We start from the raw sequence: 16,819 nt of genomic DNA on the forward strand, positions 1-16,819 counted from the left end.
CTTGCAAAAATCTTCGTTTCTATGTTATGATTTAGATGGATAATTATATTCATTTTTATAATATAAAAAAAGAAAAGACATTCGGTACATGAATGTCTTACTACCCACAAATTAAGGGATTTTTATTTTACCTAATAAAATCGTAGACCTAACTCCATATAGTCACACGTTCGAATTATCGCATGCCCACACACAATTAAGTCTACATATTTTTTATTGAAAGAAGCATGTTGCAAAATCACACTTCAAAACAATAAAAGGAAAGAAGGCTCGCACTACTGATCCTATAGATGTTCGTGCATTGTGAACCCTCTCTACCACTAGGCGACCTTTAGAAATACCCTAAAACCCTTTATTCATGCGTATTTGAGCGTTGTAAGTGGTGACATTTTTAACCTTGTTTGAAAGCATTTAAGAATGCTTGTTTTTGAGTTTGATATAAAACATTTAACAATTTAACTGGTAATTTACCTAATCTCATATCATCCAAAATAGAGAACATTGTATCTGGTTTGACCTCTAATTTTTGCATGTAAAAATCATAATATTTAATCACATCTTCAATAGCATTATTTCTTTCTTTGCCATCCTCGAATTTGTCAAATGCCTTATTAATTTTTGTATTCATGTTTTCAACATAATTAAGAATCTTTTTCTTCTGCTTACGATTTCCTTTTCTTTTATCCCGTTTAACTAATAAACTTGTAAATTCAACATCCTCATGATGATCTGCATATGGTAAATTACTCATTTCTTCATAAAGGTAATCCATCGGACAATTATAAGCTACAACTTTATTCTTGATATTTTTATTTTGACTTACATACTTAAAGAACATTGGCTTTGCTGGAATATTTTTATCATTCCCTTTTTTATCCACTACCTTTTTATTCCTCAATATCAAGTCTTCTTCAACATTCTTAATTTCCTTTTCAATATCAATTTCAAAAAACTTTTTACTCATATCAATTGCAATGCCGGAAAGAACTGTCATAACGTCCGTTTTCCTCATTAGGGAATCTAATATTTTTTTACTTACATTGTCCTTTTCTTTAAGATCCCAATACCTAGACATGCACAATTGCCCTAGGTTAACCACTGTACCAATATAATCTTGACTGGCAGCTAACTGATTATCAATGTTAGACATATCCAAATTGTTTAGCATATATGGTTTCTTTTGACTCTCCACCTTGTTAACGCAAACATGAAATTTACCATAGCAATTTTCAGAAATTTTTCGAAGATGCTCGCTGTCAAACAAAAGGACTGAATCAGAGTCGTAATCACATCCAGATAAAATATCTTGAATAGCAAACCTAACTGCATTTACACAAACGATGTTATCACTTAAATTAAAATATGTAGCAATGTCTTTATTATATGTATTCTTAGCTTTTAGAACGTTAGAAGGACTTGTGTGAGGGTTCCTAAAGCCCGTCAGCACTACTTTATCAGCAAATAGAGGGGAATATACCTCATTATCCTTTAAAGCTAATTTCGACTTTTCTACATCAAATTGACCAATAGCATGATACAAAAATTCCATCGGATTCCCTAACATCACACAATAATCACCCTTAGAAAGTCTAACTTTCCCCTTTTTCACATGCGTAACATATTTATTGATCTCCGATTTCCTAAAGTCACGGAATACTCTTATATTAACAATCTCCTTATTCCACTTGTACAAATCAGCAAACATCAAATTACTGTTCATGTCATTAGCATTATCAATTATGTATCGGATAAAAAATTCATCGTTATTTTTTAGTTTTTCTATGTAATCTTTTTCAAATGTAACCAATTGTGCAATATCTTCTTTTTCCATCGGAATACTATTCAACATTTGATAAGAAGTTTGTTGAAGAACATTCCCTTCTGCATCAATCCCTCTTTTTGACTTCTTTTCACTTTTACAAACTCCGAAATGATTACCCTCTTTATCAACCAACCCCTGCCAATAGTTCCACATTTGTTTTTCTTTATGCTCACCTTCAAATACTTGACTGAATCGTAAGGCTTTCAGCGAAGAAGGAGTTATTATTAATTCCACATCTTTTGCAAGGATCGGATAGTTAAACATATCAGCTAATTCCCATTCATCATAAGGCGTATCTACTGGACAATTATCCTTTAAGAATTTTTGAATATTTGTATTGAAAGCTGCACTCTTAAACATGTGATTTCTCAATAATTTCATTGATTGTCCATCGTCAAAGTATTTACTATCAAGAAGTGATTCACCATCAAACAGGCTATTTACCACTTCAACATTCTCTTTAAAACTATCCAAGCATTTCTTTTTTTCATCCTTCTTTACCACATTACAAATTTGATCAAATTTACTTTCAACATCATCGACAATTAGTATGTGTTTAGGGTTAATTTCAATCGTATCCTCAATAGAAGAAAGCACAAGAGATTCATAAGCTAATAGACTAGCATAATCAATTTCCATATTCTCTGTGAATGGTAAGTACATCCGACTCCAGTTAATCATTTCTTCGTGTAGGCTCTCTTTGATAAATAAACATTGACCGGTTCTAGATTTTGATGAGCTGCGTTTGTATACTACATATTTAGTTTGAATCCCTTTATCATCTGTAATTGTAAATCCATTCAAGTATAAATATTCTCTTAACTTGTCATTACTAAGTCCTTGCCATTTTTCTAGGGGCTTTTCATTCAATAAGACATTTTTAAATTCATTCAATTTTTGCTTATAATTTTCACTGGTATTTTCATCATTAATTTTCTTGGTCAATTGCTTAATAAGAAATTCACCTGATTTTACACTTTGCTTAAATTTCACATTAATAATATCATTGCTAAAATTCTTTTCACTTGTCTTAACTTTGAATGTAGAAAATTCTTTTTGCTGCTTAAGCTTTATTAACTCTAGGCTAAAAGGTATCATCCCTTTATAAGTTAAATCAATTTCCTTTTCCCTGTGCATATGTGAATAAATCTCATTACCTTCTAAACTTAAAATATAGACATTTTTGTTTTGAGTTGCCATTATTTATTTCCTCCTATTTTGAATAATTAAATTTTTATTAATCGCAATGACCGAGTAGGGAATTGCAGACATGAGCAAATGCGAAATGTCATTCTTTTAAGTATGTAAAAACAACTACCGCACAAATTCCTGAAAAGAGTGGAATTCGTTTGGTCAAGTGTCTAAATCCCCTTTCCGTTGGTCAGGAAATTTAAACGCTTGGAATATAAAATTATGTATTTACTTTTCTATTAAACTTTGCTAAACTTTGTAATATAGAAATTGGGTTCGACTGTACTTTTTGAAAATGAATTCTTAAACAACTGCCAAATTATTAAGTAATTCATTCTCGCCAGTTTTACTTTATATTTACTTATATAAAAATTTCGTAAAAGTGGCGATTTTTAGTTTAGCTTGGATATGACAATATACCTCTTATCCTTCATATCGCCTTTAGTTTCTTTTTTCGGTTTACTTACAGCATATGGAAGTTCTAACTGTTCTCTGATAATAATTTCAAGTGTGGAAGGTTTCAGTTTTTTAGTTCTATAATCTGTCTTAGGTGAAACAGTAATTAATTCATTAATAATTAAATCGCTTAGTTTTTGTTGATCATCATTGAATAACTTTTCACCCACTACACTATTAAGATACTTATTCAAAGAATCAACCTCCTCATTAACTACTACCTCAGTTATCATATTCTCATCATAATTAGAATCCTTTAATCCTAACCAACTTAATTGTTCATGGATGAAAGCGTATTTTCCAATATAGTCAAACTTTGCAACCATGTATTCAGCAAATTTAATATCTCCCAGCAATCTTGCACATCCTATTTCATTGAATTTAATTTCACCAGTAGAAAATTCTCTGTAAAAAATATCATTCATTCCATTGAAATCCTTTAGAGCATTATCAAATTTTCTGTAAAATTCCATTTTGTCGTTATTTAACAACTTTACTGCCTTTTTCTTCTTGTAATAATCATTGAGTTTAGACCTGAAGCTATTCTTATATCTAGTTGGTATGTACAAATTAACTGTTTCAGCGTTATCAATATCAATTCGTTTTCTTCCTAACATTTGAATAAAACTGATTCTATCCCAAGTCATGATAACAATATTCTTAAGTAAAGGATCATCAATATTGACGCCATTATCCATTGCTTTAGTTGAAATCAACACTTTCTTATTAAATTTACTGTCATTGATTATGGAAGTAAGTTCATCACTATTTGTACCAGATTTAATTAATGAACATTTTTCATCCCCCAGCTCCTCTAATATTCTATTTCCATCTCTTCCTATATCACTAATGAATATCAACCACTTTTCATCTGACATATCATTCTTAATCAAATTGATAATATTATTAATCTTATTGAAGTACTTTGCTGTTATGTAACTATAATCATTACCTGTGTTGTATTCATGGATATTATAATTATCAAGTCCAAATCCACTACTCTTCAATTGCTCAACACGTTTGATTATAGGACTTCTAATTTCATGCATTGTGGCTGAGATAAATATCTTAATGCTATATGGAAAATGCTCTCTAACTAGTTCATCATAAGCAAACCTTGTCTTATTATTGAATCCACTATCAGAAAACAGGAAGTGCACTTCATCCATCACAATATAATCGTAATTACCTAAGTTCCATTTTTCACCACTTCCATACATAGAATCTTTATTGTTATCGCTGATTGCATGATACGAAGTGATAGACACCTTTTCTATTTTTGTAATTCCATCTAATTCCTCCAATGTTTCAGGAATAGTTAAGTTATGTTTTTTCAGTAAGTCTTTCTTAATTTGTCTTTTTAAGTTAGTTCTATTGGAAATAAACAACAATCGATCATTAGAATCCAATTCATCCAATAGCACTTCCTTGATAAAATATGTCTTCCCTGTTCCAGTCTGTGCTTGGATTAATACGGTATCACCCTTGTTCCACTTTTTGTAATCATCACCTATTGAATCTGAAACCCACTGTAAATTTAGTTTTTTCATTTAATTAACTCCTTTGTATAGTTGATCATTTGAATAGAATTATTTGAATGCTGTCATTAATTGATTGAATCTGACATCTGTTTTGTATTCCAAGATTGCCTTTTGGATTCTGTCGCTTTCCTTGAATATAAACACTTTGCGTTTAGTCTTTAAATCAGGCTCAACTTTAAACAGGATAAAGCCCCGACATTGAAGATAAATCGCTAGTCTCCTTGAATGGATAATAACTGTTTCGTTCATGTTTTTACCTCCTTATTTTTCCAATATGTATTTTTTGTACTTGTCTACATAATGCTGCGCCACTTCCCTAGTACCAGTTTCAAGAAATGATACATAGGTCTGCGAGCACTCTAATACTTTTGAAAGATCGTTTTGACTTATTTTTTTCTTTCTACGCATCAACATAAATAGGTCTCTTTCTGATTCATTCATTCGATACACCTCCTTACTAATAGTTATTACAAAAAAATATTTAAATCAGGCAATAATCTGAGCATAAAAATATGTAATTATTATTACCAAAAAATATAAAACTACTACTCTACCATTAGGTAACCTTTAGGATATAGTCATAGCAAGGCTTCAAGGCTCAATTGTGTGACTTTTTATTTAGTCTCCTTAAAATCCTATTTCCCATAGACAATCTAACCAAATAAAAGTATTAATTTATTAGGATTATTATCCTTTTCAAGCATTGTTGAGTTATTATTAATTCCGTGTTAAGAAACATGCCATTGTATTCTTTAACACGCCCCCTTCGAATAAAATTAAGCTGTAAATATTCTTTCTTAGGAGGTATATATTTTATATGGCTAATTTAAAAGACAAATTTACGGTTGAAGACATCAAGGAATTAGACCGAAGGCTTAATCGTATTTATTATCATGCTACACACGGAATTACCATAACAAATTCAGGGGTTACAGAAATTCAATTATTGAACATAATAGACCATCTATGCAGAGCATCCGGTATGCTTTGTGATATGATCGAACAACAGTTAGAAAATAATATTGAAACAGTCGATCCTTATGGATACATTGTTCGTAAGATATATTCTGCTGAAAATGGTATAGAAAATTATTTAAAGGTTAAAAAAATAGATATATATTAACTACCCTGGAGGCTTACTAAGAGCTTCTTTTTTTCGTTTAAATTTATCTTCAATTAAATTACATTCCAATTTTACTTTTTTAAAAAATTGGATTGATTTTTTATTGCGTTCTGAAATGACTTGTTGTATACTTTGTTTAAGAGTTTACTAGCTATCAAGTTGACAAAGAACATTTAAATAGATAAGAAAGCAGACATGCAGATTTACTAATAAAAGTAAATACAGCACGTCTTATTTGTGTTTATAAAGGTGTTCACTCTTAAATATATCAGACTAATTCCCTTTCGTCATCTATTTTTTGTGTAGTTTTCAAAATATTTTTAATACCATTCATTTGACCTCGTATAATGCCACCAAGCATCTTCATAGTAAACTTTTATACAACCCTCTATCACACCATTTAATATCACTAATCTTAGATAGACAGTATTTCTTTTGCATTTCTGTTCCCATAGCCTTTAAATGTTTAATATGTACCTGTAAAAACAAGAAATACTGATCTGGTTTTAATCCAAACATTATTCAGTACCTCCCTTTTTGAATTCCCCTGATTTATCCATCCCACAATAAAGTCCCACAGCGAATGTAAATATCGAAAAGAATGCGAAAAATGTGGTCATAGATTTACTCCCCCATTATCTGTTTAATATCTTCATCATTAAGAAAAGCATTTATCACCTTATCCTTTATCTTAAATAAAGAACCTCCAGCAATAATTTGTAAAAGTTCCTTATGAGTTTTAGCAGCAAACATTCCTGATAAAATTTCATAAGCAAAGGTTTCAATAATAAACATTGAATCGTACTCTTTTAATCTGCTAATTGTTTTTATCATTTCTTCTTTATTTTCTTGGACACATCCATTAATAAAATTATCAATACCTACAGGAAGCTTCTTTTCTTTGCTCGTTTTGTATGCAAAAGCAAGATCAACTAACTGATTCATTTAAAATCCCCCAATTTAACATACTAATGGTTTAGTTTTGATAAAATTATTCATTTCTTGGTGGATTTCATCTTGGGTGATTTCATAAATGTCAATTTCCTCTAAAATTTCTTCCTTAAAGTCCAACCATTCAGAATCTAAATTACTTACCATTTGTTGAAGGAATTCCACGTAGTGATCTTCTAGGTTGGATGACATTAACCAATGTTGAACAACCATCAATCGCTTTAGATTTTTTAACCCATCAGTGTACATTAGATGGCTGTTTTCTGCCTTAGAACTAAACATTTAACGTATCCCCCTGAAATAATAGTAAGTGGTTTAAAAGGGGCTTAAATACCCCCTAGCAGCATTTACAGTACACAATCTTCCTGATAAATCTCGATTCCATCACTATCACAATACTGTGTTTCTCTTTCTAAAACTTCCATAACGCTGAAAGAAGTTTCTTTGCCATCACAGTCAGTTAGAACAAGTTTCGCACCAACAAAATTGGTGAATAATCCTTCAAGTTGTTCCCGTGAAAGTGTAGAGAAATCAAAAGTGTTAATTGTAAATTGGTTCATTACCATTTTTTCGTTTGTCATAATATGTACCTCTCCCTTTTCCTTCAGAATTTTTGTATTCTATTTGGCTCCCTTTTTCAGAGAGCCGTTATTTTTAAATATTAGTTACGTCGAAATTGATATCCTGATCCGAATAACAGTGTTTCTGAACGATGTAGCTAAACAACGAGGTGTTTTTTTAATGTTTAACTATACTCTTTGCATATTCTTCTAAATCAGGTACTTGCTTTTGTTCACCAAGAAGTGACATAGGCTCGTTTATTTCAAAAATTCCATTGTCAGTCTCTTTCACTCTTCCGAGCCATACTTGGTTGTGATAAAAAACAATTGTGTTCTCCTCATCGATTAAGTAGCCAAATGTTACTTCGAATCCTTCAATGTTGTGTATTAAGACTTTAATCGATTTCAACTTTCGAAAGCCTCCCTTCATTTTTGTTGGGTAAATCTTTAACTTTCTAAAGATAGTATATAATGAACCTCATTTTAAGTCAATAATTTATTTTTAGTTATCTAAAGATATGTTACAATTAAATAAAGATATGCTTTTTGTTAAGGGAGAGAGTAATATGATTTCTTATGCACCTTTGATGGCAACTTTACACAAACGAAAAATTTCTAAAACTGAACTTCAGAGTCTAATCAAAGTTTCTTCAGCTACTATTGCAAAGATTAGTAAAGATGAATTTGTTTCTATGCAAGTGATTAATGATATTTGTACAGTTTTAAATTGTAATATTGAAGATGTAATTATCCATCTAAAAGAGCAAAAAGACGTTACTGAATAAAACCAGTACGTCTTTTTTATTTGATAAAATTTAACTACTCAGTTATCATTGGTATGTTAAGAAAATGTAGGACAATTTATAATATGTTGGGTATTTTACAACCTTTAAATGTTGATATGACAATGTTTTTTAACTTAAGTGGATTCTAAACCTACTCTCAAAACGTGGGACTTGTCCAGCTTTCAGGAGTAAAGACTAATAACGTCATATATACAATGGGTGGTATGTTAGTATTCCTTGGATTTATTCCGAAAATTGCTGCGTTTACTACTGTTATTCCAACACCTGTTCTTGGTGGTGCAATGGTGGCGATGTTTGGAATGGTCATCGCGTATGGAATTAAAATGCTAGGCAATGTAGATTTTACATCCCAAGAAAATCTTCTAATCATTGCTTGTTCTGTGGGTATGGGAATGGGCGTAACTGCCGTACCAGATATGTTTTCCCACCTGCCAGAAGGAGTGAAAATTCTAACAAGCAGCGGGATCGTAACAGGAAGCCTTACTGCTATATTCCTAAACATTGTTTTCAATGTTTCAAAGTCAACAAAGCAAATGAAGCAAGTAAATAATCAAATTACCTCTTAAAGTCAAAAAGACGATACTTGTTCGAGTATCGTCTTTATTTATTATTCATTGTCTTAATCGTTTCTAAGATATTCGTTATTGTTCTTTGTGATGTCGAGCTCCTACCAGAACTCGAAGTTACTTCTGTGCCTGAATTATCACTTCCAGAACCTGAGTTTGTTGTAGTTATTGATATGGGAGCAATCCAGACGGCACCGCCAAAGTTTACAATCCCGCCAGAAATGGTCCCAATAGAAATTCCCTCTCGATTGATTGCCAACCTCTTCACGCCTTCCACTCTTTTTTATTACTATATGGACAAGATGATAAAATGGTTTAAGCTTTTCCGTTAATATAATGAAATACTTTTTTGCCATTGAAAAAAGAGCCGCATCTGCAGCCTTTCCAAAGTTATTAATGGCTATTTTCGCATAGATTGTTGTTTTTCGTATAAGTTCATCAACCCGTTTACCTATATGCTTCGTGGCATCTTTTCGTAAGAACATTTGCGAAAATTGCCTACAAACTTAGTAAATTCCCTTATAAAGCTCCAAGAGCAACAATGTATACGAAAAGAGCCTTATTAATTTACCTTATTGAAGCTTGCATGCTTTTTTTTCCAATTTACAAATCCACTTATAGAATCCTAACAGGATTAGTAATAGAAAAGGATTGATCATGGCTGCATGCCACAACTTCCACCATCCATAATGAAAATACCCCCAGGGAGCCGGAAGTAATGTGACGGCTTCATATGTCAAAATAGTGATAACGAAAAGAATAATAAAAGATATTTGCTTGACTACTTTTGATTTATGAGGGAAATAATTCAAAAAAATCATATTTACGGGTGGAACTAAACAAAGATGTGGGAGAACCCCTGCCCAATCGATTTCTCTGTCAAAATACCAGTATCCGTGGTATTTAAATTCAATAAACACATCGAACAAGGATTGAAGGGCAATCGTAAAAGTCCAAATATGAACAATTTGGTTACCTGTCAACCGTTTATTTTTTTTAAAAGCGAAGTAATTAAATAAGAAAATGGCGATAAGAAGTCCAATCATATTTATATCCTTTTTTTAATTAAATTACCCAACTAAATAGGCAAATTATACATTAGGTCTAAAATGGATGATGACTTCGAATTCCTAAATTTGAGTCAAATTTCTATTTCCAATAAAACTCACAGGATTTTTCATAGTAAAAATATAGTCGGATTCTCAAAAATCTAGTATGATGTACTAATGTATTAATTCTTGAAAAAGCGAGGATTACAAAAAATGAGCTTACTAAACGTTGAAAATTTAAGTCATACATTCGGGGACCGTACTTTATTCAAAGACGTTTCCTTTCGATTATTAGCTGAAGACCATGTTGGACTTGTTGGTGCTAATGGTGTCGGCAAATCCACTTTAATGAATATTATCACTGGACAATTGATTCACGACAGCGGTCGTGTGGAGTGGACACCTGGTACCCATTACGGGTATTTGGACCAGCATACAGTACTGACAAAAGGAAGAACGATGCGTGACGTCCTACGCGACGCGTTCCTTCCACTTTTTGAAAAAGAAAAAGAATTAAATGAAGTAATCGCTCAAATGGGTGACGCCACACCTGAAGAGCTGGAGGTTCTTTTAGAGAAAATGGGTGAAATCCAAGACGTCTTAGATGCTGGCGGCTTCTACTCTTTGGATATTAAAATTGAAGAGGCAGCTCGTGGCTTAGGTCTCGATGCCATTGGTTTAGACCGCGACGTTGCAGCGCTTAGCGGTGGCCAGCGGACAAAGGTTCTGCTAGCTAAACTTCTATTGGAACAACCCAAAGTCCTTTTGCTGGATGAGCCAACCAACTATCTTGATGTAGAACATATTCGTTGGTTACAAAATTATCTTAAAGACTACCCTTATGCGTTTATTCTAATCTCTCATGATACTGAATTTATGAATCACGTATCCAATGTTATTTTTCAATTGGAATTCTCTAAGCTGACACGCTACACAGCAAGTTATGAAAAGTTCCTTGAACTTGCGGAGATCAATAAGAATCAGCATATTAACGCCTATGAGAAGCAAATGGAATTTATCAAAAAACAAGAAGATTTTATTGCGAAAAATAAAGCTCGCTATTCTACAACCGGCCGGGCAAAGAGCCGTCAAAAACAACTGGATCGCATCGAACGAATTGATCGTCCGGAAACGGCCATGAAGCCAACCTTTGGATTTAAAGAGTCTCGCAGCAGCAGCCGTTATGTGTTTGAAGCGAAAGATTTAGAAATTGGTTACTCTGAGCCACTTCTTCCAAAAATGAATATCACGATTGAACGTGGTGAAAAAGTGGCGATCATTGGTTGTAACGGTGTCGGGAAATCGACCCTTCTTAAAACGATGCTTGGAAAAATTGATCCAATTAATGGGAAAGTTGAACGCGGAGACTTCCTCTTCCCTTCTTACTTTGAACAAGAAGTTAAAGCTGGTGGAATTACACCAATTGATGATGTTTGGAATGCCTTCCCATCTATGGATCAAAATCAAGTGCGTGCAGCGCTTGCCCGCTGTGGATTGAAAAATGATCACATTTCTCGTCCTATGAATCAATTGAGCGGTGGAGAACAAGCAAAGGTTCGACTATGTAAGTTGATGATGACTGAGAGTAACTGGATCCTCTTTGATGAGCCGACAAACCACTTGGATATTGACGCGAAAGCAGAACTCAAACGAGCGCTAAAAGAATATAAAGGAACAATTGTTCTGGTTTGCCACGAACCCGACTTTTATGAAGATTGGATAACCAAAGTGTGGAATGTCGAAGAATGGTCACAATTAACGGTTTAAGAAACTTTACGGAACCCCCTGCTCCTTGGCAGGGGTTTTTTTGATATCATTGGACTAATAGTTTATAACCATCTGTTTCTACTATCGAAAAAATCGATTAGTAGGAATAGTATAAATCGATTTAATGAATTTATTAATAAAAAACATTTAAGTATAATTCTAAAAGTACAAAGATATTTATTGTATTTAAATTAAACTAAGGTGGAATTATTGTGAAAAAATGGCTTTCTGCTCTTATTCTTGTTATGATTGTATTTTCATTAGCAGCTTGTGGTCAAAGTGATGAAAAAACAACTGAAGGAAAAAAAGAAACGACAACAAATGAAGTGTTTAAAATTGGGGCAATTCCTGATCAGAATGCTGCAGATTTAGATAAAGGCATGACAGCTGTTGCTAAGTATCTTAGTGAAAAGACTGGTTTGAAGGTTGAATTTGTACCATCAGTAGATTATGCTGCACTGGTTACCGGGTTTCAACGTGGAGAAATTCATATGGCTTGGTTTGGCGGTTTAACAAGTGTTCAGGCCAGAAACCTTGTTCCTGAAGCAGAATCGATTGTGCAACGTCCTCGTGACGCACAATTCCATTCTGTCTTTATTACACAGTCATCAGAAAATATCAGCAAACTGAAAGATTTAAAAGGCAAGTCCTTTACTTTTGGCAGTGAAAGTTCAACTTCCGGCCATTTAATGCCGCGCTACTTTTTATCAGAGGCTGGAATTGATGCAAATACAGACTTTGATGGCAAACCAAACTTCTCTGGATCTCATGATACAACCTACAAGTTAGTTGAATCGGGTGCCTTTAAGGCTGGAGCATTAAATGAAGCAGTTTGGGAAGCAGCTGTAAAAGAAGGAAAAGTGGATACGAATAAAGTGAAAGTATTCTATACAACTCCTGCTTACTATGACTATAACTGGACAATCAATAGTAATGTCGAAGATGTCTTTGGTAAAGGAACAGAACAAAAGGTAAAAGAGGCCCTTCTATCAATTACAGGAGACCAAAAGGAAATAGCGGATTTATTCCAAACTGATAGCTTTATTGAAACGAATAACGATAATTACAAAAAGATTGAAAAAGTGGCCAAGGAACTAGAGATTATTAAGTAGTAGGTGTCGAGGAATGTCTTCAAAAATAATGATTGAAGCAAAAAATATATCAAAACACTTTGAGCGGAAGATAGCCTTATCTTCCCTTTCTTTTTCTATTAAGCAAGGAGAAATGGTCGCGTTAATAGGACCAAGTGGTGCAGGAAAAACAACATTATTAAATTCTATTGCTGGTTTAGTGCCCATCCATAGCGGTGAGCTATTAATTGATAGCAAGCCGATATCATCCTATAAAAATGGCAAAATATTTTCAAAAAAAGTTGGGGTCATTCGCCAGCAATTTGATTTGATTGGGTCAATTGCGGTAATTCATAATGTCCTGGCAGGCCGATTAGCAAATTGGGGTGTTTTCAAATCCCTCTTCTCTTTGCTAATCCCACAAGAAAAAGAAGTTGCATTGACAGCACTTGAAAGAGTCGGCCTTGCTGATAAAATGTACGAAATCACCTCCACTTTATCTGGAGGCGAACAACAGCGTGTCGCAATGGCAAGATTGATGGTGCAAAAACCGGAAGTAATCTTAGCTGATGAACCAGTCGCCTCTCTTGACCCGGCACGAGCGGAAGATGTTTTAGCCATGCTGATTAAAATCGTTACTGAAAAACAACAAACATTAATTGCCAGTTTACATTCCGTCGAATATGCTCGTAAATATTTTACAAGAATCATCGCCCTTAAAAATGGGGAAATTCTTTTTGATTTACCAAATGAAAAGGTAACAGATGATTTGTTAACCGACCTTTATCGAATAAAGGAGCAAGGGTAAGATGTTAAGACAAAAATCAGTATTTGATCAGCATAATCGTCTCATTCTTACTTTGTTTTTAATGGCAGTCTTCGCTTGGAGCTTGTTTTCGATTCACTGGAATGCCGATCTTTTTCATGCCGGCGGGATTCCGACAATGCTGCAAATATTTGAAGGACTGATTCAACCGGATTTGTCAGCAGAGGTCTTAATTAAAGGGCTTGAATCAGCCTGGGTTACACTGGCATATGCTGTTGCTGGAATGTCACTAGCGATTATTTATGCGCTCCTTGTCGGTGTTCTTGCATCTGGAACCTTAACATCCAGCAGAGTTGCCCGTTTAACATCTAAAATATGTTTTAGAGGAATTCTCGGGTTTACCCGTTCGATTCATGAGTTAATCTGGGCATGGCTTTTCGTTGCTGCAATTGGTCTCTCCCCTTATGCAGCAATATTTGCCCTTGCGATTCCATATGGGGGGATTCTTGGCCGTATTTTTGCAGATATGTTAAATGATGTACCTGAGCAGCCAATTACTGCCTTAAAATCTACGGGAGCATCAAAACTCCAAATTCTAATTTATGGCTATTTTCCTTTGGTTTGGGCAGACATGATCAGCTATACGATGTACCGCTTTGAATGTGCAATCCGATCTTCAGCAATTATGAGTTTTGTCGGCCTTGGAGGTCTAGGCTACCAAATACAATTATCGCTCGCGGATTTGAAGTATGATCAAGTCTGGTCTTATGTATTTTTCCTAATTGGACTGGTAATTTTAGTAGATATATGGAGTAATTTCGTCAGAAAAGGATTAACGGAAAGGAAACGTCGAAAGGTGATTAGTCCTGGTTGGACTTCCCTCCTCTTCACACTGTTGTTAATCGTTTGTTCTTGGGTCTTTATTACGGTTGCTGAGAACGCTCAATTATTTGAATTAATTTCTGATAAGAATATAGAGTACGCAAAAAAGTTCTTTGGTGGCCTTATTGGAATAAATAAAAAGCACCCTGCCTTCTTCCAGGCTGACAGTTGGGCCGCGGCGCTGAAACTTACCCTTGAAACGTTGGAAATGAGTATCATGGCGATTGGATTTACAACAATCTCTGCGTTCTTAACGGTAATTCCAGCGGCAAGAAATATGGCTAATGGGAATTTAACCTCGTCAAAGAAGTGGTATAGCTGGATTCTTTATGGGCTCGTCCGGATCACCTATATCTTTTCTCGTTCTGTTCCTGAGTTGGTCTGGGCAATGATGATTATTTTTATTTTTAAACCAGGGTTATTGCCTGGGGCTATCGCTCTTGCACTCCATAACTTTGGGATTCTCGGTAAACTCTGGGCAGAAGTAATTGAGGATATGGACCCTCGCCCGATCCGAAATTTAGCTTCTGCAGGTGCATCGAAAATCCAGATTTTCTTCTACGGCATCCTGCCAACGGTCTTACCTAGATTTCTCACTTATATCCTTTATCGTTGGGAAGTCATCATGAGAACAACCATTGTGGTTGGTTTTGTCGGAGCAGGTGGACTTGGAATGGAGTTTAAGCTTGCCATGAGCTATTTCCAATATACAGAGATCACCCTGTTGCTGCTTTGTTATATGATCCTGGTCATTATCGCTGACTTTGCCTCAGAAAGTACGAGAAAAGCAGTGAAATAAGAAGAACACCATTCCTTGATCGGAATGGTGTTTTTTTTACACACTCGGATATGAAAGTCATGCTACTAATTTGATAGCCTTTACTAGCTATTCGCTATCCTATTCCTATATATCAAATAACATTCGATAGGATCAAGTAAGAAACAGTGCATACTATTACCATCCAAGGAAATAATTGATGAATGAGGCTTGTATTTATATGAACTCTTCCATTATCCTATTTATAGGAAGAAAGTAATATCAACAACATCAAAAGTTTATCTAGGAGTGAAATTCTTTGCAATCAAAGTCCGCTTTACCGATTTTATTTGTGGTTATGTTTTTGGTGATGGTGGGATTTGGAATTATCATTCCAGTTTTGCCTTTCTATGCCGAAGAAATTGGGGCGAACCCCACAGAATTAGGATTGTTAATGGCCGTTTATTCGCTCATGCAGCTCATTTTCGCACCCATGTGGGGCCAAGTTTCCGACCGAATTGGGAGAAAACCAGTGATGATGATTGGGATTGCTGGACTTGGTTTATCCTTCCTAATTCAAGCTATGTCAACGGAACTATGGATGTTATTTGCCGCAAGAATTATCGGCGGCATTCTTTCTTCTGCCAATATGCCAACCGCCATGGCCTATGTTGCAGATATAACCACGGAGGAAAATCGCGGCAAGGGAATGGGAATAGTCGGTGCAGCAACAGGCTTAGGCTTTGTATTTGGTCCAGCAATTGGCGGTATTTTTTCAAGATTCAGCTTGAATATGCCCTTCTATCTTGCTAGTGGGTCTTCCTTTATTACTTTGATCCTTGTTTTTCTTTTGCTAAAAGAATCGAAACAGAAAAAAGATGCAGGTAGTAAACAAAAACGCTCGTTTGGGAAGGCGTTTAGTGGTGCAGTAGTGGTTTTATATTTGGTGCAATTATTAATTTCCTTATCCCTTTCTGGCTTGGAAGCAACGTTTGCCTACTTTGCCGCTAAAAAGGCAGAGTTGGGTGCCACCCAACTGGGGTACATTTTTATGATCATGGGGTTTGGAAGTGCGCTTGTCCAGGGCGGTCTAGTTGGTAGATTGACTAAGAAATATGGTGAAAGAATGGTTATCCAAGCGGGAATCATTGTTTCTGCCCTTGGATTTGGGTTGATTTTATTCGTGAATAGCTTTGCAACAGCAGCCCTTTATTTAACGATTTTCGGTTTAGGGAATGGGGTTATTCGTCCAAGTGTCTCATCATTAATTACGAAGACCTCTAATGCTGGCTATGGAAGTTCAACCGGCCTTTTATCTTCCTTTGACTCACTTGGTCGAATTATTGGTCCGCCGCTTGGCGGATGGTTATTTTCGATGGCGCTGGGGCTTCCTTATATTTCAGGTGCAATTATTTCAATTGCAGCATTTATCCTATTTCTATTTTTTCACCCGCAGATCGCCTCAGTGAAAACAACAAATATTCATAACTAAACAATTGGCATATGTTTTTA

At 34.7% G+C, this 16,819-nt stretch carries 18 protein-coding genes and 1 pseudogene; 8 read left to right on the top strand and 11 right to left on the bottom strand.

Annotated elements, in window-relative coordinates; translation table 11 throughout:
- Positions 1-391: 391 nt before the first annotated feature.
- The 4 genes from ACJ004_RS05685 to ACJ004_RS05700 form a co-directional block, all read right to left on the bottom strand.
- Positions 392-3,022, bottom strand: a complete 2,631-nt coding sequence (locus ACJ004_RS05685) for a hypothetical protein (protein WP_410891701.1) — start codon at positions 3,020-3,022, stop codon at positions 392-394.
- Between the two features lie 383 nt (positions 3,023-3,405).
- Positions 3,406-5,019 (bottom strand): DEAD/DEAH box helicase family protein, encoded by a 1,614-nt coding sequence (locus ACJ004_RS05690; protein ID WP_410891703.1) that lies wholly within the window; start codon positions 5,017-5,019, stop codon positions 3,406-3,408.
- Positions 5,020-5,058: 39 nt separating this feature from the next.
- The gene (locus ACJ004_RS05695; RefSeq protein WP_410891705.1) at positions 5,059-5,259 is read right to left on the bottom strand and encodes a DUF5659 domain-containing protein; all 201 of its coding nucleotides are present in this window, start codon (positions 5,257-5,259) and stop codon (positions 5,059-5,061) included.
- A 12-nt stretch (positions 5,260-5,271) separates the two neighbouring features.
- Entirely contained in the window at positions 5,272-5,451 is a 180-nt protein-coding gene (locus tag ACJ004_RS05700; RefSeq protein ID WP_410891707.1) for a helix-turn-helix domain-containing protein, read from the bottom strand.
- A gap of 376 nt (positions 5,452-5,827) precedes the next feature.
- On the opposite strand from ACJ004_RS05700, the gene ACJ004_RS05705 reads away from it, so the two are divergent.
- Positions 5,828-6,133 carry a hypothetical protein gene (locus ACJ004_RS05705; RefSeq protein ID WP_410891709.1) on the top strand — a complete coding sequence of 102 codons (306 nt, stop codon included), beginning with the start codon at positions 5,828-5,830 and terminating at the stop codon, positions 6,131-6,133.
- 363 nt (positions 6,134-6,496) lie between these two features.
- Here ACJ004_RS05705 and ACJ004_RS05710 read toward each other — a convergent pair whose 3' ends face one another.
- The 5 genes from ACJ004_RS05710 to ACJ004_RS05730 form a co-directional block, all read right to left on the bottom strand.
- Positions 6,497-6,652: a hypothetical protein gene (locus tag ACJ004_RS05710; RefSeq protein WP_410891710.1), complete on the bottom strand. Its 156-nt coding sequence runs from the start codon at positions 6,650-6,652 to the stop codon at positions 6,497-6,499.
- Positions 6,653-6,757: 105 nt separating this feature from the next.
- A complete protein-coding gene (locus ACJ004_RS05715; protein WP_410891711.1) occupies positions 6,758-7,078 on the bottom strand; it encodes a hypothetical protein in 321 nt (106 codons plus the stop codon).
- Between the two features lie 15 nt (positions 7,079-7,093).
- Positions 7,094-7,366 (bottom strand): hypothetical protein, encoded by a 273-nt coding sequence (locus ACJ004_RS05720; protein ID WP_410891712.1) that lies wholly within the window; start codon positions 7,364-7,366, stop codon positions 7,094-7,096.
- 65 nt (positions 7,367-7,431) lie between these two features.
- On the bottom strand, positions 7,432-7,665 hold the full coding sequence (locus ACJ004_RS05725; RefSeq protein ID WP_410891714.1) for a hypothetical protein: 234 nt from the start codon (positions 7,663-7,665) through the stop codon (positions 7,432-7,434).
- A 157-nt stretch (positions 7,666-7,822) separates the two neighbouring features.
- The gene (locus ACJ004_RS05730; protein WP_410891716.1) at positions 7,823-8,053 is read right to left on the bottom strand and encodes a hypothetical protein; all 231 of its coding nucleotides are present in this window, start codon (positions 8,051-8,053) and stop codon (positions 7,823-7,825) included.
- Positions 8,054-8,210: 157 nt separating this feature from the next.
- Here ACJ004_RS05730 and ACJ004_RS05735 point away from each other — a divergent pair, with 157 nt between their 5' ends.
- A complete protein-coding gene (locus tag ACJ004_RS05735) occupies positions 8,211-8,429 on the top strand; it encodes a helix-turn-helix domain-containing protein (RefSeq protein ID WP_410891718.1) in 219 nt (72 codons plus the stop codon).
- A gap of 149 nt (positions 8,430-8,578) precedes the next feature.
- Positions 8,579-9,016: pseudogene (locus ACJ004_RS05740) on the top strand (solute carrier family 23 protein); the annotation flags it as partial.
- A gap of 34 nt (positions 9,017-9,050) precedes the next feature.
- On the opposite strand, the gene ACJ004_RS05745 reads toward ACJ004_RS05740, so the two are convergent.
- Both ACJ004_RS05745 and ACJ004_RS05750 read right to left on the bottom strand, forming a co-directional pair.
- On the bottom strand, positions 9,051-9,275 hold the full coding sequence (locus ACJ004_RS05745) for a spore germination protein (protein ID WP_410891720.1): 225 nt from the start codon (positions 9,273-9,275) through the stop codon (positions 9,051-9,053).
- Between the two features lie 313 nt (positions 9,276-9,588).
- Positions 9,589-10,062, bottom strand: coding sequence for a hypothetical protein (locus tag ACJ004_RS05750; RefSeq protein ID WP_410891722.1), 474 nt, complete (start codon positions 10,060-10,062; stop codon positions 9,589-9,591).
- A 216-nt stretch (positions 10,063-10,278) separates the two neighbouring features.
- On the opposite strand from ACJ004_RS05750, the gene ACJ004_RS05755 reads away from it, so the two are divergent.
- From ACJ004_RS05755 to ACJ004_RS05775, 5 genes are all read left to right on the top strand, one after another.
- Entirely contained in the window at positions 10,279-11,832 is a 1,554-nt protein-coding gene (locus tag ACJ004_RS05755; protein ID WP_410891724.1) for an ABC-F family ATP-binding cassette domain-containing protein, read from the top strand.
- Positions 11,833-12,044: 212 nt separating this feature from the next.
- Positions 12,045-12,944, top strand: a complete 900-nt coding sequence (locus ACJ004_RS05760; protein ID WP_410891726.1) for a putative selenate ABC transporter substrate-binding protein — start codon at positions 12,045-12,047, stop codon at positions 12,942-12,944.
- A gap of 13 nt (positions 12,945-12,957) precedes the next feature.
- Positions 12,958-13,710, top strand: coding sequence for a phosphonate ABC transporter ATP-binding protein (locus ACJ004_RS05765; protein WP_410891727.1), 753 nt, complete (start codon positions 12,958-12,960; stop codon positions 13,708-13,710).
- A 1-nt stretch (position 13,711) separates the two neighbouring features.
- Complete coding sequence (locus ACJ004_RS05770; RefSeq protein WP_410891728.1) at positions 13,712-15,349, top strand: PhnE/PtxC family ABC transporter permease; 1,638 nt, start codon at positions 13,712-13,714, stop codon at positions 15,347-15,349.
- Between the two features lie 277 nt (positions 15,350-15,626).
- Entirely contained in the window at positions 15,627-16,799 is a 1,173-nt protein-coding gene (locus ACJ004_RS05775; RefSeq protein ID WP_410891730.1) for an MFS transporter, read from the top strand.
- The last annotated feature ends 20 nt before the right edge of the window (positions 16,800-16,819 follow it).

It is taken from the genome of Neobacillus sp. 204, assembly GCF_046562815.1.
Classification (GTDB): domain Bacteria; phylum Bacillota; class Bacilli; order Bacillales; family Cytobacillaceae; genus Neobacillus.